The sequence below is a fragment of the Xanthomonas sp. BRIP62411 genome, assembly GCF_003993525.1.
GTDB lineage: Bacteria > Pseudomonadota > Gammaproteobacteria > Xanthomonadales > Xanthomonadaceae > Xanthomonas > Xanthomonas euroxanthea.
On sequence record NZ_QEZI01000026.1, the window covers coordinates 89,966 to 106,693 of the forward strand.

At 67.6% G+C, this 16,728-nt stretch carries 15 protein-coding genes, 1 tRNA gene and 1 pseudogene; 10 read left to right on the forward strand and 7 right to left on the reverse strand.

The annotated features are described in order from the left end of the window. Positions 1 to 84: 84 nt before the first annotated feature. From fmt to EO139_RS18990, 4 genes are all read left to right on the forward strand, one after another. Positions 85 to 1,008: a methionyl-tRNA formyltransferase gene (fmt, locus tag EO139_RS18975; RefSeq protein WP_126971961.1), complete on the forward strand. Its 924-nt coding sequence runs from the start codon at positions 85 to 87 to the stop codon at positions 1,006 to 1,008. Next, positions 1,008 to 2,318, forward strand: a complete 1,311-nt coding sequence (gene rsmB, locus EO139_RS18980; RefSeq protein WP_126971963.1) for a 16S rRNA (cytosine(967)-C(5))-methyltransferase RsmB — start codon at positions 1,008 to 1,010, stop codon at positions 2,316 to 2,318. Before fmt ends, rsmB begins: the two co-directional genes overlap by 1 nt. A gap of 48 nt (positions 2,319 to 2,366) precedes the next feature. After that, positions 2,367 to 4,088 carry a glycosyltransferase family 39 protein gene (locus tag EO139_RS18985; RefSeq protein ID WP_126971965.1) on the forward strand — a complete coding sequence of 574 codons (1,722 nt, stop codon included), beginning with the start codon at positions 2,367 to 2,369 and terminating at the stop codon, positions 4,086 to 4,088. 152 nt (positions 4,089 to 4,240) lie between these two features. Continuing rightward, positions 4,241 to 5,518, forward strand: coding sequence for an O-antigen ligase (locus tag EO139_RS18990; protein WP_126971967.1), 1,278 nt, complete (start codon positions 4,241 to 4,243; stop codon positions 5,516 to 5,518). A gap of 120 nt (positions 5,519 to 5,638) precedes the next feature. Here the strand turns inward: EO139_RS18990 and EO139_RS18995 are convergent, their stop codons facing one another. Further along, positions 5,639 to 6,463 carry a glycosyltransferase family 2 protein gene (locus tag EO139_RS18995; RefSeq protein ID WP_104584075.1) on the reverse strand — a complete coding sequence of 275 codons (825 nt, stop codon included), beginning with the start codon at positions 6,461 to 6,463 and terminating at the stop codon, positions 5,639 to 5,641. Here EO139_RS18995 and EO139_RS19000 point away from each other — a divergent pair, their 5' ends adjacent. Further along, positions 6,464 to 7,522 (forward strand): CDP-glycerol glycerophosphotransferase family protein, encoded by a 1,059-nt coding sequence (locus EO139_RS19000; protein ID WP_126971969.1) that lies wholly within the window; start codon positions 6,464 to 6,466, stop codon positions 7,520 to 7,522. Between the two features lie 75 nt (positions 7,523 to 7,597). On the opposite strand, the gene EO139_RS19005 is transcribed toward EO139_RS19000, so the two are convergent. From EO139_RS19005 to ribA, 3 genes are all read right to left on the reverse strand, one after another. Continuing rightward, positions 7,598 to 9,103 (reverse strand): PH domain-containing protein, encoded by a 1,506-nt coding sequence (locus tag EO139_RS19005; RefSeq protein ID WP_126971971.1) that lies wholly within the window; start codon positions 9,101 to 9,103, stop codon positions 7,598 to 7,600. Next, the gene (locus EO139_RS19010; protein WP_104650080.1) at positions 9,100 to 9,576 is read right to left on the reverse strand and encodes a PH domain-containing protein; all 477 of its coding nucleotides are present in this window, start codon (positions 9,574 to 9,576) and stop codon (positions 9,100 to 9,102) included. The genes EO139_RS19005 and EO139_RS19010 overlap by 4 nt, the downstream gene beginning before the upstream one ends. A 139-nt stretch (positions 9,577 to 9,715) precedes the next feature. Continuing rightward, positions 9,716 to 10,849: a GTP cyclohydrolase II RibA gene (gene ribA, locus EO139_RS19015; RefSeq protein WP_104650061.1), complete on the reverse strand. Its 1,134-nt coding sequence runs from the start codon at positions 10,847 to 10,849 to the stop codon at positions 9,716 to 9,718. 244 nt (positions 10,850 to 11,093) lie between these two features. On the opposite strand from ribA, the gene EO139_RS19020 reads away from it, so the two are divergent. Beyond that, positions 11,094 to 11,615, forward strand: coding sequence for a GNAT family N-acetyltransferase (locus EO139_RS19020; protein ID WP_104650062.1), 522 nt, complete (start codon positions 11,094 to 11,096; stop codon positions 11,613 to 11,615). Positions 11,616 to 11,691: 76 nt separating this feature from the next. Here the strand turns inward: EO139_RS19020 and EO139_RS19025 are convergent, their stop codons facing one another. Beyond that, positions 11,692 to 12,708, reverse strand: coding sequence for a lauroyl acyltransferase (locus tag EO139_RS19025; protein ID WP_181901282.1), 1,017 nt, complete (start codon positions 12,706 to 12,708; stop codon positions 11,692 to 11,694). Here EO139_RS19025 and dtd point away from each other — a divergent pair. The 4 genes and pseudogenes from dtd to EO139_RS19045 all read left to right on the forward strand — a co-directional run bounded on the left by dtd (position 12,707) and on the right by EO139_RS19045 (position 15,990). Further along, a complete protein-coding gene (gene dtd / locus EO139_RS19030) occupies positions 12,707 to 13,147 on the forward strand; it encodes a D-aminoacyl-tRNA deacylase (RefSeq protein WP_126971973.1) in 441 nt (146 codons plus the stop codon). The two genes, EO139_RS19025 and dtd, sit on opposite strands and share 2 nt — an antisense overlap. A 107-nt stretch (positions 13,148 to 13,254) precedes the next feature. After that, entirely contained in the window at positions 13,255 to 15,129 is a 1,875-nt protein-coding gene (gene rpoD / locus EO139_RS19035; protein WP_016902493.1) for an RNA polymerase sigma factor RpoD, read from the forward strand. A gap of 185 nt (positions 15,130 to 15,314) precedes the next feature. After that, positions 15,315 to 15,628, forward strand: a pseudogene (locus EO139_RS19040) (hypothetical protein). A gap of 286 nt (positions 15,629 to 15,914) precedes the next feature. After that, positions 15,915 to 15,990: transfer RNA gene (locus EO139_RS19045), tRNA-Ile, on the forward strand. Positions 15,991 to 16,117: 127 nt separating this feature from the next. On the opposite strand, the gene EO139_RS19050 is transcribed toward EO139_RS19045, so the two are convergent. Both EO139_RS19050 and EO139_RS19055 read right to left on the reverse strand, forming a co-directional pair. After that, entirely contained in the window at positions 16,118 to 16,396 is a 279-nt protein-coding gene (locus tag EO139_RS19050) for a hypothetical protein (protein WP_164739923.1), read from the reverse strand. Next, positions 16,393 to 16,611 carry a hypothetical protein gene (locus tag EO139_RS19055; protein WP_126971975.1) on the reverse strand — a complete coding sequence of 73 codons (219 nt, stop codon included), beginning with the start codon at positions 16,609 to 16,611 and terminating at the stop codon, positions 16,393 to 16,395. Before EO139_RS19055 ends, EO139_RS19050 begins: the two co-directional genes overlap by 4 nt. Positions 16,612 to 16,728 lie beyond the last annotated feature (117 nt).

Here is a 16,728-nt window from a genome sequence, read left to right on the forward strand (position 1 = left end):
TCGGGATTCGCAAAGCCGGTTCTCTCAGCGATTGCCGAATCCGCCGTTGCGACTCCCCAATCCCCACTCCCGAATCCCCACCCTATGAGAATCGTATTTGCCGGTACGCCGGATTTTGCCGTCGCCTCGTTGCGCGCCGCCGCGCAGCGGCATGAAGTGGTGGCGGTCTATACCCAGCCGGATCGGCCTGCCGGCCGGGGCCGTGGGTTGACGCCCTCGCCGGTCAAGCTGGAGGCGATTGCGCGCGGCATTCCGGTGTTGCAGCCACAGACATTACGTTCGCCCGAGGCACTGGCCACGCTGCGCGCGCTCAATGCCCACCTGATGGTGGTGGTGGCCTACGGCCTGATCCTGCCCAAGGCGGTGCTGGCCGCGCCGACCCACGGCTGCTGGAACGTGCATGCCTCGTTGCTGCCGCGCTGGCGTGGCGCCGCACCGATCCAGCGCGCGATCGAGGCCGGCGATACCGAAACCGGCGTCTGCCTGATGCAGATGGAAGCCGGGCTGGATACCGGCCCGGTGCTGCTGTCGCAGCGCATCGCAATCGGCGAGCAGGAAACCGGCGGGCAGCTGCACGACCGCCTGGCCGCGCTGGGCGCGCAGGTGCTGTCCGATGGCCTGGGCCTGCTGCGTGCCGGCATCCGTCCGGTGGCGCAACCGCAGCCGGACGAGGGCGTGACCTACGCGCACAAGCTGGACAAGGCGCAGGCGCGGCTGGACTGGGCGCAGCCGGCGCAGGAACTGGCGCGGCGCGTGCGCGCGTTCAATCCATGGCCGGTGGCCGAAGCGCTGCTGGCCGGCGAGCGCGTGCGCCTGCATGGCGCGGTGGCGCTGGACCTGGCGCATCAGCAGGCGCCGGGCACCCTGCTCGCCGCCAGCAAGCAAGGCATCGACATCGCCTGCGGGCAGGGCGCGCTGCGGGTGCGCGTGCTGCAGCGCGAGGGCGGCAAGGCGATCACCGCTGCCGACTACCTCAACGCACGCCGCGACCTGCCGGCGCTGCGCTGATGCCGGCAGAGACCGCAATGGCGGGCGTGGGCTCGCGTCTGGCCGCGGCACGGGTGCTGACGGCCGTGTTCGACCAGGGCCGCTCGCTCAAGGCCGAATTGGCCGCGACCCTGCCCGGTCTTGATGATCCACGCGACCGCGCGCTGGTGGAGGCGATCTGCTTTGCAGTGCTGCGCCGCCGCCCGGCCTATGACGTGGCATTGCGGCAATGGCTGGAACGCCCGTTGCCGCCGCGCGATGCCGAACTGAAGGCGCTGCTGATGGCCGGCTTCGCCCAGCTCGACGTGCTGCAGCTGCCCGCGCATGCGGCCTTGTCGGCCACCGTGGACGCGTGCCGCGCGTTGGGCCGGCCGCGTCAGGCCGGCATGGTCAACGCGATCCTGCGGCGCGCCCAGCGCGAGGGGTTTCCGGCGGTATCCGCCGATGCGGGCTGGCCGTCCTGGCTGCGCAAGCAACTGCGCGCCGATTGGGGCGACCAGGCCGAGACCATTTTCGAGGCAAGCGCGCAGATGGCGCCGATGTGGCTGCGCGTGCAGCGCTCGCGGATCGACCCGGCCGGCTATGTCGCAGGCCTGGCCGCGCTGGGCATCGCCGCCGAAACGGACGCGGTGTTGCCGGATGCGGTGCGTCTGCACGGCGCAGTGCCGGTGAGCCAGTTGCCGGGCTTTGCCGAGGGCGATGTCTCGGTGCAGGACGGCTCCGCGCAGCAGGTCGCCGATGCGTTGGTGCTGGCGCCGTCTGCGCGTGTGCTCGATGCCTGCGCCGCGCCCGGCGGCAAGGCCGCGCATCTGCTGGAGCGCCACCCCGGCCTGCAGCTCACCGCGCTGGATGTGGATGCGCGCCGGCTGGAGCGGGTGCAGCAGACCCTGCAGCGCACCGTGCCGGGCGCGCAGGTGACCTTGCACGCGGCCGATGCGGCCGAGACCGACGCATGGTGGGACGGCCAGCCGTTCGATGCGGTGCTGCTGGATGCGCCGTGTTCGGCCACCGGCGTGGTGCGCCGTCAGCCGGACGTGCTGCTGCATCGCCGTGCCGACGATATCGACGCCTTGTGCGCATTGCAGGCGCGTCTGCTCGATGCCAGCTGGCGCACGCTGCGACCGGGCGGGCAGCTGCTCTACACCACCTGTTCCCTGCTTGCGCGCGAGAACCAGATGCAGGTGGATGCCTTCCTGCAACGCACTGCCGACGCACGGGCGCAGCCGCTGGGTGCGCAATTCGGGCATGCGGCCGGTGCCGGACGGCAGCGTTTCCCCGGCGAGCGGCACTGCGACGGTTTTTTCTACGCGCTTTTGCTAAAAGCGTCCTGACCGCGCGCCGAACCCGGCGCTCCACCTCCGCACCCATCGCCACCCGTCATGCTCAAGACTCGTGCTTCCAAGGATTTCTGGCTGCTGGCCATCACGGCTGTGCTGGTGATCGGTGCCGGCCTGGGACTGCGCGACCCCTGGCCGTCGGACGAGCCGCGGTTTGCGCTGGTTGCCAAGCAGATGGTGATGAGCGGCGATTGGTTGTTCCCGCATCGCGGCAACGAGCTGTACTCGGACAAGCCGCCGATGCTGATGTGGCTGCAGGCGCTGTTCTACACGCTGCTGGGCAACTGGCGGGTGGCGTTCCTGCTGCCGTCGCTGCTGGCGGCGCTGGGCACGCTGGCCTGCGTGTACGACCTCGGGCGGCGGCTATGGACGCGGCGCGTGGGGGCCTATGCGGCCTGGATGCTGCTGTTCACGCTGCACTTCACCTTCCAGGCCAAGAAGGCACAGATCGATCCGCTGGTGGTGTTCTGGATCACCCTGGCCAATTACGGATTGCTGCGCCATCTGCTGCTGGGGCCGGCCTGGCGCTGGTGGACGCTGGGCTGGTTCGCCGCCGGGCTGGGCGTGATCACCAAGGGGGTCGGCATCATCGCCCTGCTGATGCTGATCCCGGCCGGCATTGCGGCGGCGCGCGGCTGGCCGGGCGTGCGCGTGCATGTGCGCGATCGGCGTTTCTGGCTGGGGCCGCTGTTCTTCTTCATCGCGATCCTGTTGTGGTTCGTGCCGATGATGGTGACCGCGCTGACTGCCGGCCAGCCCGAGTACCGCGTCTATCTCAACGACATCCTGCTGCGCCAGACCGCCAAGCGTTATGCCAATTCCTGGGATCACGCGCAGCCGGTCTGGTACCACTTCAAGGGCATGGCCACGATGTGGCTGCCGACCATCCTGTTGCTGCCCTGGGCGATCCCGGCCTGGTGGCGCCGGCTCAAGCGACGCGATGCGCGCTATCTGTTGCCGCTGGCCTGGTGGCTGCTGGTGCTGGTGTTCTTCACCATTCCCAGCGGCAAGCGCGATGTGTACATCCTGCCGGCGCTGCCGATGTTCTGCCTGGCCCTGGCGCCGCTGGCGGCAGGCCTGCTGCGCCGTGCCGGGGTGCAGCGGCTGCTGTTCGGATTCGTGGTGCTGCTGACGGTGGCCTTCGTTGCCGGCGGTGCGGCGATGCTGATCGGGCACCCGGGGTTCGAGCAGAAGATCATGGACAGCCGCGGAGTCGGCAGCGAGGCCACCGATCCGCTCGGCTGGCTGCTGCTGGCGGTGGGCGTGTGGGGCGTGGCCAGCCTGTTGCTGCTGCGGGTGCGCCGTTCCGCGCTTGCCGCCGCATCGCTGCTGGGCGCGTGGTGGGTGGCGTTCGGGTTGGTCTGCTATCCGATCTTCAACGATTCCAGTTCGGCGGGCGCGGTGATGCGCGAGGCCGGGCGCCGGATCGGCCCGGATGCGCAGCTCGGGCTGGTGGCCTGGAAGGAGCAGAACCTGCTGATGGCCGACCGCCCCGCGCAGACCTTCGGCTTCAAGGTGCCGTGGGAGCAGCAACTGCAGCGTGCGGTGGCCTGGCAGGCACAAGACCCGGAGCAACGCTGGCTGATGGCGCAGGAGACCGCGCTGCTGGCCTGCGTGGACCGCAGCCGCAGCCAGATGGTGGGCGTGGCCAACCGCCGTCGCTGGTGGCTGGTACCGGCCGATGCCGTGCATGGCAGCTGCGTGGCAAGTGCCGAGCAGCGGGCAGTGGAAGCGCAGGAGCAGGGCAACCTGGACACCGAATGAGCCGGCGCAGCACAGGTTCCGGCCACGATCGGCGGCGCGTCAACGCCGCCGCCGGCCGTCGTCTAGCATGGATTCATGCGGGACATCGTTAGCTTGGCCGGCGTCGCTGACGCGTGCCGCCCGATTCACCCCCATTCGCCACCGATGTCTGAATGAATTCCTTGCCCACCCAGCCCGCTGCACTTTCCTCCTCGGCCCCCATTGCATCACCGGCAGGTGTGGGCATTGCCGAACTGGGTGTCTTTGCGTTGACCGCGCTGGTGGTCAACATGCCGAGTGGCTTGCTGCCCTTCGGGCTGTGCCTGCTGCTTGGCTCGCTGGTGGGCTGGCGCAGCCTGCGCGCGGGCATTGCCATGCGCCCCTGGTCGCTGCGCGCGCTGGGGTGGTTGGCCGCAGCGGTGATCGCGATGTCGCTGCTGTCGATCGTGCTGTTCGAACACGGGCTGCGCGATGTCGACAACCGCTCGCGCTTTCTGGTGCTGCCCTGGGCGGCGGTGTGGGCGTACGCACTGCAGCCGCGCCAGATCTGGCTCTGGCGCGGCGCGTTGGCCGGCGTGTTCGCGGCAATGGTGATCGCCATGTTGCAGGTGATGAACGGGGCCCCCCGCGCCGAAGGCTGGACCAATGCGATCGTGTTTGCCGATATCGCGCTGATGCTGCTGGTGGTGGCAGTGTTCTGCCGTCCGGTTGGCCACGTGCGCTGGCTGGTGGGCGCGGCCATCGCCACGGTGGTGGTGATCGTGCTCAGCGGCAGTCGCGGGGTGTGGTTGTCGCTGCTGGTGACCCTGGGCGTGCTGATCTGGGGCGCGCCCTGGCAGAGCGCACGCCTGCGCTTGCTGACCTTCGTCGGCGGTGCGGTGCTGGCGGTGGGCGTGGTGCTCAGCGTGCCGGCCTTGACCGAGCAGATGCGCCTGGGGGAGTTGCAGAGCGACCTGCAGCGCTACGAGGTCGGCGACAGCGACTCGTCTGCCGGTGCCCGTATCGAACGGCTGCACGTGGCCTGGGATACCTTGCGCGCGCATCCGCTGACCGGCATCGGCGTCGGGCGCTTCGACGATGCGATGCGCGAGCTGCCGGTGTGCGCCGGCGACACCTGGCTGCTGCGCTGTCATCTGGGCCATGCGCACAACGATCTGGCCGAGTGGGGCGCCACCCAGGGAGTACCGGGGCTGTTGTTGTTGTTTGCGGTCTACGGCGTGCCGTTGTGGATCTTCGTGCGGCTGCATCGACGCAGCGGCCAGCGCCAGTTCCGCGGGCCGGCAGCGGCCGGTGTGATGATCGTGGTGAGCTATGCCCTGTGCGGACTGACCCAGTCGATGTTTGCGCACCAGGTGTCGGCCAGCTTCTACACGGCGATGGTCGGTGTGCTGGTCGGCCTGGCGGCGCGCCAGGCGCAGGCATACTCGGTGCGAGCGGCCGACAAGGCCTAGCGAGCGGCCTTGCGGTGGGTGGTGGGCTCGGCCCCATCATCGGATAGGTGACTGTTGGCTCGAAGCGCCGACCTGGCGGCGGGCGCAGCCGTCGCGGCGGTCGCATGCGGGTCGCTGCGTTCAGCCGTCGCGGCGATCGTCCACGCGCGGCGGATCCTGCACCGGTTGGTTGTGCTGCAGCAGCCATAACATGATGGTCTTCTGGCGCACGTAGTTGGCGCGGACATAGGCGTAGATCAAGCCGTGCCAGCCATCGCGAAACCCGCCACGCAGCAGGTAGCCGCGCCAGAAGCGCCAGGCCGGTGCCAGCACCAGCTTGCTCCAGGTCGCACGCTTGCCGCGCGCGTAGTCGTGTTCGGCCATCATCTGCGCGTAGCGCTGGGTCTTGGCCAGTTGCTGCGCCAGCGAGCGGTAGGGGTAGTGGATCAGGTCGCCCGCCAGGGTCATGACCGCCCCGTCGACACTGGCCGCTTCGTGGATCTCGCGCTTGCCGCGCCAGCCGCCGCGGCGTCGATCGAACAGGCGCAGCACCCGATCCGGATAGGCATTGCCATGGCGCAGGAACCGGCCGAAATAATCCGACAGCCGTGCGAAGCGATAGCCGGCCGCACCGGCAAAACCGCCATCGCGCGCGGCAATGATCGATGCCCGCAAGCCATCGCTGACGCGTTCGTCGGCATCCAGGCACAGCACCCAGTCATGGCTGGCCTGCGCCACGCAGAACGCCTTCTGGCTGCGATAGCCATCGAAGGTACGTTGCAGGACGCGTGCGCCATGTGCGGTGGCCAGCGTCACGGTGGCATCGGTGGAGCCGGAGTCCACCACCACGATCTCGTCGCAGAACGCCAGCGAGCGCAGGCAGTCGCGTAGGCGATCGGCCTCGTTGAACGCGATAATGCAGGCGCTGATGCGCGGCCGTTCGTCGGGTGCGGTCGAAGAGGACATGTGATGGCTCAATACCTGCTGTTCGCAACGGAGCGTTACGCGTTGCCTATTCTGGCGCCATTGGCGCAGGCATTACAGGCCCGCGGGCACGCCGTGTCGGCCTGGTTCGAGGGTGGCGCGCGCGGGCTGGTGCTGCCGGATGTGCGCCAGGTCGGCCTGCGCGAGGCGCTGGCATTGCGCCCGCAGGCGGTATTCAGCGCGGCCAACTGGGTGCCGCCGTTCATTGCCGGCGCCAAGGTGCAGCTGTTCCATGGTTTCAACGTGCAGAAACGCGAAGACAACCGTGGGCACTTCCGCGTGCGTGGGCTGTTCGATCTGTATTGCACCCAGGGCCCGGCCACCACGGCGCCGTTTCGCGCACTCGCCGCGCGCGAAGGGCATTTTGCGGTGGTCGAAACCGGCTGGCCCAAGCTCGACCCGGTGTTTCGCGACGATGGCGGACGCAGCGCGGCACTGCGCGCGCCCGCCAACGGGCGGCCGGTGATCCTGTTCGGCTCCACGTTTACCGAGCGCTTGAGCGCCGCGCCCGCGCTCTACGAGCAGATCGCCGCCGATATCGCGCGCGGTGCGCATTACTGGCTGCTGACCCTGCACCCGAAGTGCGCGCCGGAGCTGTTCGATCGCTATCGCGCGCTGGCCGGGCCGCATGCATGCTTTGTCGAACCCGAACAGGTCATGGCCGCGCAGCGTGCGGCCGATGTGCTGGTGTCGGATACCTCATCGATCGTGTCCGAGTTCGTGGTGCAGCACAAACCGGTGGTGACCTTCCGCAACCGCGTGCCGCAGCCGCATATGCTGGACTTCCAGCAGCCCGGGCAATTACCGCAGCAGCTGGCGCGCGCGTTGGCGCCGGATGCGGCGCTGCGCAGCGCGCTGGCCAGGTATGCCGACGCGATCCATCCGTACCGCGACGGGCAATCGTCGGAGCGGGTGATTGCAGCGACCGAGGACTTCATCGCCGGCAAGCTCGGTCCACTGCGGCGCAAGCCGCTGGGCGCAGTGTGGCGCGGCCTGCAGATCCGCCGCGAACTCGGATACTGGGGCCCGGCACAACGCTGATCGCTGCTAGTTGCGCGTTGACGAGATACCGCTGTCAATCAGCACCTCGCCCAATCCCGATTCCCGATTCCCAACTCACCAACGCAACTTGCGCCGCGTCAACGCGGCACCCAACCGGGCCTGCAGCGCCTGCGCCTGCGCCAACGGCACAAAGCGCAGGCGTAACCCCGGGCCGGTCGGGCTGGCGCCGGCGGTGTCCAGCCACAGCGTTGCGGTGCCGGACAGGCGATCCAGCGGCGAGCGTTGCAGTTGCAGCGCCTGCAGCTTGTCCAGCTCGGCCAGCCGCCACCAGCGTTTCCACCAGCCGCCGCGCACGGCGACAAACCGCGCATCCACCGCATAGCCCATGCGGTGCACCTGGCGATGCGCCTTGAACGCACTCCACGGCAACCACAGCAGCAACCACGCCGCCTGGTTGCCGAATTGCCAGGCCAGGCCGCCCACCAGCGGCAGCAGCACCAACAGCGTGGGCAGGCTCAATCGCCACCAGCAATGCGTGGCGATCGCCTGCCACTGCGCAGGCGGCCAGGCAATCCCCGGCAGCAGGCGCTGCAACAAGGCATCGCAGCGCTGCGGCTCGGCGATCGGCGCAAGCTCCTTCAATGCGCTGCCTTCGCTGTCGGCGGTGCCGGCCACTGCGGTCTCCACCCGCAACTGGCGACGGCCGAACAGGCGATGCAGGCGGCTTTCGTACAACGTCCACGACTGGATGCGCCGCAGCGCCACGCTGCTGCGGATGCGCGTCAGCAGGCCGCGCTCCACGGTCAGGCGGCGCTCGGATTGGCTGAGGTGGAAGCCGTGGTACTGCGCCACCGCCAGGGCCACCGACAAGGCGCGCATCGCGATCAGCACGGCCAGGGTGCCGAGCACCACCAGGGTCGCGGCGACGGCCGTCCCCGGATGGACCTGGCTGACATAGCGGTACGCCAGCTCGCCGTTGTGCTCGACGAAGTTGGACACCGTGCGGCGCGGGATCATCTGGTAGATCACGCCGAAGCTGGCAGCCACCACCACCATGCCGCGATTGGAGATCAGCCCCAGCCGGATCACTTCGCCCAACGGCAGGCGCAGCAAGCTGTTGCTGTCGGCCGCGGGCTGCGGCGTACTGGCGTCGGCATCATGCGTGCGGCGACGGATCAGGTCTTCCAGCGCCAGCGCCTGGTCCAGCCGCAGCACGCGCATTTCCGCTTCGGGCTTGTGGCCACCGGCCGATTCCAGCCGCACTTCGGCCACCCCGGCCAGCCGGTGCAGCAGCGATTGATGCACCACCACGTTGTGGATGCGCGCGAACGGGATATCGCGCCGGCTGCGTTCCAGCAGCCCGCTGCGGATCGCCACGCCATCGATGCCGATGCGGTAGCGGTAGGTGAAATAGCGCAGCACCGAGATCGCCACCAGCACCGCCATCACCACGCCGGTGGCGATGTGGTCGGCCGAGTCGCGGCTGCCATCGCGGCTGCCGAACAGGATCAACGCCGCCAGCGGAATCAGGAACTGGCGGATCTGCTGCAACAGCACGAACACCCACGACAACGGATGCAGGCGCTGCTCGTCCTGGCCGGGATGTTCGATGGCACTCACAGCGCGTCGTCGTCGTGATCGAGTTGGCGGGCGAGGCGGTCGCGCAGGCGTTCGGCATCGCCCTGATCCAGGCCGGACAACGCCACCGCGTTGAGCCTGCTGCCGGCGGTATGCACCACCAGCGTGGTCAGCCCGGTGGCGCGTTCGATCGGGCCGCGGCGCAGGTCCACGTGCTGCACGCGCGAAATCGGAATGCGCGTGTCGCTCTGCCAGAGATGACCGCGTTGCAGCGCCAGCCCGTGGTGGTCGAGTTTCCAGTGGGTGAGTCGATGCCGCTTGACCGCGAACCACGCGCCCAGCAGCGCGGCAACCGCGGTCAGGCCCAGCACCAGCGGCCAGTGATGCCAGGCGTGCAACCCCGTGGCGGTCACGCCGGCCGCGATCAGCCCGGCACATCCGCCGCCCAGCGCGCCGTTGACGCCGGCCACATAGGCCCCGCGCTGCGGTAGCGGTTGCCACTGCGTGTGGTCCACGGCCGGACCCTCTGCCGGCGCGGCGGTGACGATGACCTCGGGGTGCGGCGGTGGAGCGTCGTGCACAAGGCTGGCCTGCAGAAGCGGTGCGCAAGCATAGCCGGGCGCCGAGGGCGGGCGCATCCGGCGCAGGCGGCGCTTACTGCGCGGCCAGGATCAGCGCGTCCACATCCAGCGCATGCCCGGCGCGCGCGGCCTTGGTGCGCAGGTACTGCTCGTTTTCCGCAGTGATGTCGCCGGTCACCGGGATGCGGTCTTCGACCGCGATGCCGGCCGCGCGCAGGCGCTCGGCCTTGGCGGGATTGTTGGTCAGCAACCGGATCCGGCCGATGCCCAGGCCGCGCAGCATCGCCACCGCACTGCCGTAGCGGCGCTCGTCCGGGCCAAAGCCCAGTTGCGCGTCGGCGTCGATGGTGTCCAGGCCGGCATGCTGGTAGCCGTACGCGCGCATCTTGGCGGCGATGCCGGTGCCGCGGCCTTCCTGGTCCAGGTACAGCAGCACGCCGCCGCCGAGGTCCTTCAGCTTGGCCAGGCCATGGCGCAGCTGGTCGCCGCAATCGCATTTGAGCGAGCCGAACAGATCGCCGGTCAGGCAGGAGGAATGCACGCGCACCGGCACTGCGGCCGACAGGTCGGGCTGGCCGACCACGATCGCCACCTGGTCGCGCTGCGCCACCCCGCCGCGAAACACCACGAACTCGCTCATCCCCAGCCCGCGCAACGGCACCGGCGTACGGGTGACCAACTCGTAGCCGGCAGCGGCGGATGTGGCGCAACCGCTGGCCAGATCGTCCAGTGCCAGCGACTGGCAGCCGGCGAAGGCGGCCTGGTCATCCGCGTCGTGCAGCTCCACCGCCAGCATCGCCGGCAGCAGCAGTCCCAGCCGCGCGATCTCCACCGCGCCTGCGTCCAGCGTATCGCCCGCGGTCCACTGCGTCGGGACCGGGGTGTCGCGCAGGTAGGCCAGGGCCGCGAGCTGGTCGTAGTCGTGCTCGGCCAGCGCCACGCGTGCGCCCTGCGGGGCGTTCAGGCCCAGCACCTGGGCACGGGTCGGGGTGACGAACAGATAGTGCCGCCGCTGCGCCGCACGTGCGAAGGCCGCATACGACTGCGCGGTGCTGCTGTCCAACGCCAGTACCGCGCGTGCCTGCCCGTTGGCCGCGGTCAGCAGCACCGGGCGGCCGGCGCGCAGCTCGGAGGCGGCGCGCTCGCAGCGGATCGCCGCCGGATCACCGAAGGCCTGTGCGCTGGGGGAGGGGACGGGGCTGCTCATGCACGACTCCAGATGGGGATTGCCACGCCCGCTTCAAGGCGGACGCTGCCGCGGCCACTGCCTGCCGCATGCAGCCATTGTCGCGTGGTTCGCAATCGCCAGTCGCCACGGCCGGGTGGAACGCTGCATCCAGCGCCCGCCGTTTGAGTTGCACGGCAGGCAGGGATTGGTTGCATGCCGGCTGCGTTGTTCATCGCCGGGCAATGCCTTTTAATTCCAAGACCCCCTGCCTGTATCGGATCCCATGTCTCTTATCGACTGCAGCGAAGACCGCCACGCCAGCGCCATCCTGGACATCTTCAACGACGCCATCGCCACCTCCACCGCGTTGTACGACTACAGGCCGCGGCCGCCGGAAAGCATGATCGGCTGGTTTGCCACCAAGCGCGCAGGCGGCTTTCCGGTGATCGGGGTGGAAGCGGCCGACGGCAGCCTGATGGGCTTTGCCAGCTACGGCACCTTCCGCGCCTGGCCGGCGTTCAAGTACAGCGTCGAGCATTCGGTCTACGTGCACCGCGACCATCGCGGCAAGGGCCTGGGACGCCTGCTGTTGCAGGGTGTGATCGCGGCGGCAGAACAGCGCGGCGTGCATGTGCTGGTCGGCGGTATCGATGCCAGCAATCAGGCCAGCATCGCCTTGCACGAACAATTCGGCTTCACCCACGCCGGCACCGTGCGCGAGGCCGGTTTCAAGTTCGGCCGTTGGCTGGACCTGGCGTTCTATCAGCGCATCCTGGCCACCCCGGCCGATCCGCACGACGATTGAGCCTGCGACGGTGGTTGCCGACGCCGCAACGGCGGCGGTGCTTTGCGCAAGTGGATCTGTCTGCAGCCCGCCGCGGTCAGTGCGGATGCCGCTCGGTCGCATATGGATTGGCCTCGCCGCTGCCCGGCGGGCGTAGCGTGTAGCGCTTGTAGGTCCATTGGTATTGCGCCGGGTCGCGCCGGGCGATCTGTTCGATGCCTGCGTTGAGCGCGCTGGCGGCGCGCACCGGGTCGGCGTCGGCCACTGCCGGGTCGGCCGGCTGCACATGCAACGCAAACTGCAGGTCGCCGCCGGCGCGTTCGCACCAGCCATACAGCACGATCGCGCCGGTGCGCTCGGCAAGCCGGTTGACCAGGGTCATGGTCAGGGCGGGGATGCCGAAGAACGGCGCAAACACGCCATCGCCCATTTTCGGCTGCTGGTCGGGCAGGATGCCGACCGCACCCCCGTCCTTGAGCACCTTGAACAACTGCCGCACCGCCGGGCCTTCTGCGCGCACCTGGCGCACGTTGTCGCCGCCACGGGCCAGTTGCAGGAAGCCGTCCACCGTGTCCGATTCCGGCGGGCGGTACACGATGGCGATCGGCCCGCGTTCGGACAGCCACTGGTTGAGCAGCTCCCAGTTGCCGAAGTGCGGCGCGGCCACGATGACGCCGCGCCCGGAGGCCAGCGCCGCGTCGTAGAGTTCCTGGCCATTGCGCTGCAGCCGCGCCAGGTTCTCGGCCGGCGGGCGGGTCCAGGTACGCAGCACTTCCAGCGTCTGCCGCGCGGTCGACCGCAGCACCTGCGCATGCAGCTGCGCGCGCTGGCCGGCATCCAGTTCCGGGTACGCCAGCTCCAGGTTGCGGCGTGTCACGCGGGCCTCGCGTGCATCGAGCTTGCGCCAGCTCCAGGCCAGCGCATCGGCCACACGTTTGAGCAGCGGCCACGGCAGGCGGCCCACGGTTGCGGCGGTGGCGTAGAGCAGGCGGGCACGGACATCGGGTTTCATCTGCGCAATTCTAAACAGCGCGGCCGGCCAAGGCCCGCGCGTGACAGCACGGGCGGCGCTGGGCATGCTGCGCGGCACGGTTTGCTGCCTGAGAGTGCCCATGCTTGCGCTGATCCAACGTGTCACCCGCGCCGCAGTCACGGTCGATACGCAGACCGTCGGGCAGATCGGTCCCGGGCTGCTGGCGCTGGTCGGGGTCGAGCCCGGCGACAGCGACGCGCAGATCCGGCGCCTGGCCGAGCGCCTGCTCGGCTACCGCGTGTTCGCCGACGACACCGGCAAGATGAACCACTCACTCGCCGACACCGGCGGCGGCCTGCTGCTGATCAGCCAGTTCACCCTGGCTGCGGACACCCGTTCCGGCAATCGCCCCGGCTTCAGCACGGCCGCGCCGCCTGTGGAGGCTGAACGGGCGTTCAATCAATTGGTGGCGATCTGCCGGCAAAAACATCGCGGCGGGGTGGAAACCGGGCGCTTCGGTGCCCATATGGTTGTCGACCTGGTCAACGATGGCCCGGTGACTTTCCTTCTCAGACCCTAGAAACCCACGTCCACCAGCGGTCCTGTCTTGAATCCGGCAGACCGGGCTTCACGCTGGTATAATGCTAGGTTCTCTTTCCAATCTCAAAGCCGGTGGCGCGAGCACTCATGGCCAACGAACGTCCTGCCCAGCAATCCGACATCAAGCTACTGATCAGCAAGGGCCTGGAACAGGGCTATCTGACCTACGCCGAAGTCAATGACCACCTGCCCGACGACCTGGTCGACCCGGAGCAGATCGAAGACATCATCAGCATGATCAACGGCATGGGCATCGATGTCCATGAAGTTGCCCCCGATGCCGAAACCCTGCTGCTCAACGATGGCAACACCGGCAACCGCGAGGTTGACGACACCGCCGCCGAAGAAGCCGCCGCCGCGTTGACCGCGCTCGACACCGAAGGTGGCCGCACCACCGACCCGGTGCGCATGTATATGCGCGAAATGGGCACGGTCGAGCTGCTGACCCGCGAAGGCGAAATCGCCATCGCCAAGCGTATCGAAGAAGGCCTGAGCCAGGTCCAGGCAGCACTGGGCGTGTTCCCGCTGTCGACCGAAATGCTGCTGGCCGATTACGAAGCGCACAAGGAAGGCAAGAAGCGTCTGGCCGAGATCGTGGTCGGCTTCAACGACCTGATCGAGGAAGCCGACGCCGCCGCTGCCGCGCTGGCCGCCGCCGGCCCCGTCGCCGTGGACGAAGACGCGGTCGATGAAGACGACGACGAAGACGGCGATGACGACGCTGCCGAGGAAGAGGCCGGCCCGACCGGTCCGGACCCGGTGGAAGTGGCCACGCGCATGGAGAACCTGGCCAACGAATACGCCAAGTTCAAGAAGATCTATGCCAAGAACGGCGCCGAGCACAAGCTGGTGGTCAAGGCGCGCGAGGACATGGCCGCCATCTTCACCACGCTCAAGCTGCCGCTGCCGCTGACCGATGCGCTGGTCACCCAGCTGCGTGGCGTGGTCAACGGCATCAAGGACCACGAGCGCAAGGTGCTGCACCTGGCCACCACCGTGGCACGCATGCCGCGCAAGGATTTCATCCGCTCCTGGGAAGGCAACCAGACCAACCTGGAATGGGTGGAAGACGCACTCAAGCGCAAGCAGAAGTGGTCGTCGGCGCTGCGCGACGTCAAGGACCAGATCGTCTCCGAGCAGCAGGGCTCGATCGAGATGGAGAAGGCCAACTACCTGACCCTGGGCGAGATCAAGGAGATCAGCCGCGCGATGGCCTATGGCGAAGCCAAGGCACGCAAGGCCAAGAAGGAAATGGTCGAGGCCAACCTGCGCCTGGTCATCTCCATCGCCAAGAAGTACACCAACCGTGGCCTGCAGTTCCTCGACCTGATCCAGGAAGGCAACATCGGCCTGATGAAGGCTGTGGACAAGTTCGAATACCGTCGCGGTTACAAGTTCTCGACGTATGCAACGTGGTGGATCCGTCAGGCCATCACCCGTTCGATCGCCGATCAGGCGCGCACCATCCGTATTCCGGTGCACATGATCGAAACGATCAACAAGTTGAACCGCATTTCCCGCCAGATGCTCCAGCAGTTCGGCCGCGAGGCCACGCCGGAGGAGCTGGCCAAGGAAATGGACATGCCCGAGGACAAGATCCGCAAGGTGATGAAGATCGCCAAGGAGCCGATCTCGATGGAAACCCCGATCGGCGACGACGAGGATTCGCATCTGGGCGACTTCATCGAGGACACCAACGTGGAGTCCCCGATCGACAATACCACCAACATCAATCTCTCCGAGACGGTGCGTGACGTGCTGGCAGGCCTGACCCCGCGCGAGGCCAAGGTGCTGCGGATGCGCTTCGGTATCGACATGAATACCGATCACACGCTGGAAGAAGTCGGCAAGCAGTTCGACGTCACCCGCGAGCGGATTCGTCAGATAGAGGCCAAGGCGTTGCGCAAGCTGCGTCACCCGAGCCGTTCGGAGCAGCTGCGCTCGTTCCTGGACATCGACTGATCCGGTCGTCGTACCGGTGCAGTGATCACACAACAGCCCCGCACTTGCGGGGCTGTTGCGTTGTGGGACGTATCGCAGGCTATGCTTGTTGGGTGGACGTTTGCCGAACCAAGATGCGTCGGGGATGGCGCAGCTGACGTTCACGCCTCGGCGACGAAGCCAGACAGCGGCGCAACATGAAGCCGATGTTTGTTCCAGGCTCACGTGACGTTCTAGCCGTGGCTTCTAAGTTGATGGACGAATGGAACGAGGCCGTCGTATGAGCAGGCAAAGCCGGTTTGAAACCACCACATACCGCGAGCACGAGATTCGCGTACGCGCCGAGCAGGCGTCCCCTGGCGCCAGGTGGACGCTGTGGGTCGACGTGTATGCATTGGGCGGCAAACGCCAGCCACGCATCAGTGGCCGGGAAGCGGGCTGGGAGACCTACCAGGAAGCCATCGCGCAGGGATTCCGTGCGGGCCGGCAGTTGGTCGATGCGCAGCTTGAGGTGGCTTAGAGGCTGAGATTGGGGAGTGGGGATTCGGGGAGTGCTGGGGTGCTGATTGCTGGGTGCCAGTAGCTACCGGATCTTGCACTGCCAATGGTGGGCAACGCCCACTGACCGCGTCCAGATTCAAGAGCCCGGCTTGCGCCGGGCTTTTTTGTGCGGGCAAGCGCAGGTGGGTGCAGGCGCTTGTCCTCATCGACGCCGGATGTCAGCAGACAGCGACGCGCGCAGACAGGTAAACTTTCGCCTCAGCTGGACGGTCCGACATGCCCCGCATCTCGCCACCCACCCTGCCGGGCCTATAGCTCAACGGTTAGAGCAGAGGACTCATAATCCTTTGGTTCCAGGTTCGAATCCTGGTGGGCCCACCAATAGAAAAAAGCACTTGGACACGCATCCAAGTGCTTTTTTTGTGGTTCGGAAACTACCGGGAAACGTCTTCTTCTTCGCTGATCGCGTAGTTGGCGTCTTATGGATAAGCAATTGCGTGTGCGGTATTCATCGTGCCGCTCCGTTGCGGTGCGCTTGCCTGCGCAGCCAAGTGAGGACATCAACTGCCGGGTCTTCATGCATGCAGACATGCAACCGGCCCAGCACCACGCTCTGCGCATCGCCGCCTGGCAACACGTCATCAAAGCCGGTGGCTTCGCAGGCGATCAGGACCGGCGGCAGACCGGGTTGCGCGTGGGAATGCAGCATGGCCAGCACATAGCCCTGCATCATTTCGAAGCTGAGGGTGACGTCTGTGCAGACGTGGAACTGTTTGCTAGTGCTCATCGCCGCACCTGCGCATCTAAGGCATCGACGGCAGTGATCGCTGCAGCAGCGTCGGCAATCGTGATGGCTCGGGTGGTGTTGCCTGTACTTCCGAGGCGTGCCTTCAGGCTAAGCCACGCGGTATGGCTGCATTCGAGGGTGTTGGCGATCAGACCCACATTCTGGGGCATCTGGCGCGCCGCAGACGCGGGCGCTACTTGGGTGTTGTAAGACATGCTGGACTCCTTTTGTGTTTTGGAATCCGCCACGCCGAGACCAATCGGGGTGGCGGACAGTGCGCGGTTGGTCTGCCGGCCAAAAGGAACCGGTGGGCCTTGCGGCCCCCGCGCACC

Bases quoted from the DNA above. Each gene is read 5' to 3' on its own strand.
- fmt (WP_126971961.1), top strand. From the start codon at position 85: ATGAGAATCGTATTTGCCGGTACGCCGGATTTTGCCGTCGCCTCGTTG.
- rsmB (WP_126971963.1), top strand. From the start codon at position 1,008: ATGCCGGCAGAGACCGCAATGGCGGGCGTGGGCTCGCGTCTGGCCGCG.
- EO139_RS18985 (WP_126971965.1), top strand. From the start codon at position 2,367: ATGCTCAAGACTCGTGCTTCCAAGGATTTCTGGCTGCTGGCCATCACG.
- EO139_RS18990 (WP_126971967.1), top strand. From the start codon at position 4,241: ATGAATTCCTTGCCCACCCAGCCCGCTGCACTTTCCTCCTCGGCCCCC.
- EO139_RS18995 (WP_104584075.1), bottom strand. From the start codon at position 6,463: ATGTCCTCTTCGACCGCACCCGACGAACGGCCGCGCATCAGCGCCTGC.
- ribA (WP_104650061.1), bottom strand. From the start codon at position 10,849: ATGAGCAGCCCCGTCCCCTCCCCCAGCGCACAGGCCTTCGGTGATCCG.
- EO139_RS19020 (WP_104650062.1), top strand. From the start codon at position 11,094: ATGTCTCTTATCGACTGCAGCGAAGACCGCCACGCCAGCGCCATCCTG.
- dtd (WP_126971973.1), top strand. From the start codon at position 12,707: ATGCTTGCGCTGATCCAACGTGTCACCCGCGCCGCAGTCACGGTCGAT.
- EO139_RS19025 (WP_181901282.1), bottom strand. From the start codon at position 12,708: ATGGGCACTCTCAGGCAGCAAACCGTGCCGCGCAGCATGCCCAGCGCC.
- rpoD (WP_016902493.1), top strand. From the start codon at position 13,255: ATGGCCAACGAACGTCCTGCCCAGCAATCCGACATCAAGCTACTGATC.
- EO139_RS19050 (WP_164739923.1), bottom strand. From the start codon at position 16,396: ATGAGCACTAGCAAACAGTTCCACGTCTGCACAGACGTCACCCTCAGC.
- EO139_RS19055 (WP_126971975.1), bottom strand. From the start codon at position 16,611: ATGTCTTACAACACCCAAGTAGCGCCCGCGTCTGCGGCGCGCCAGATG.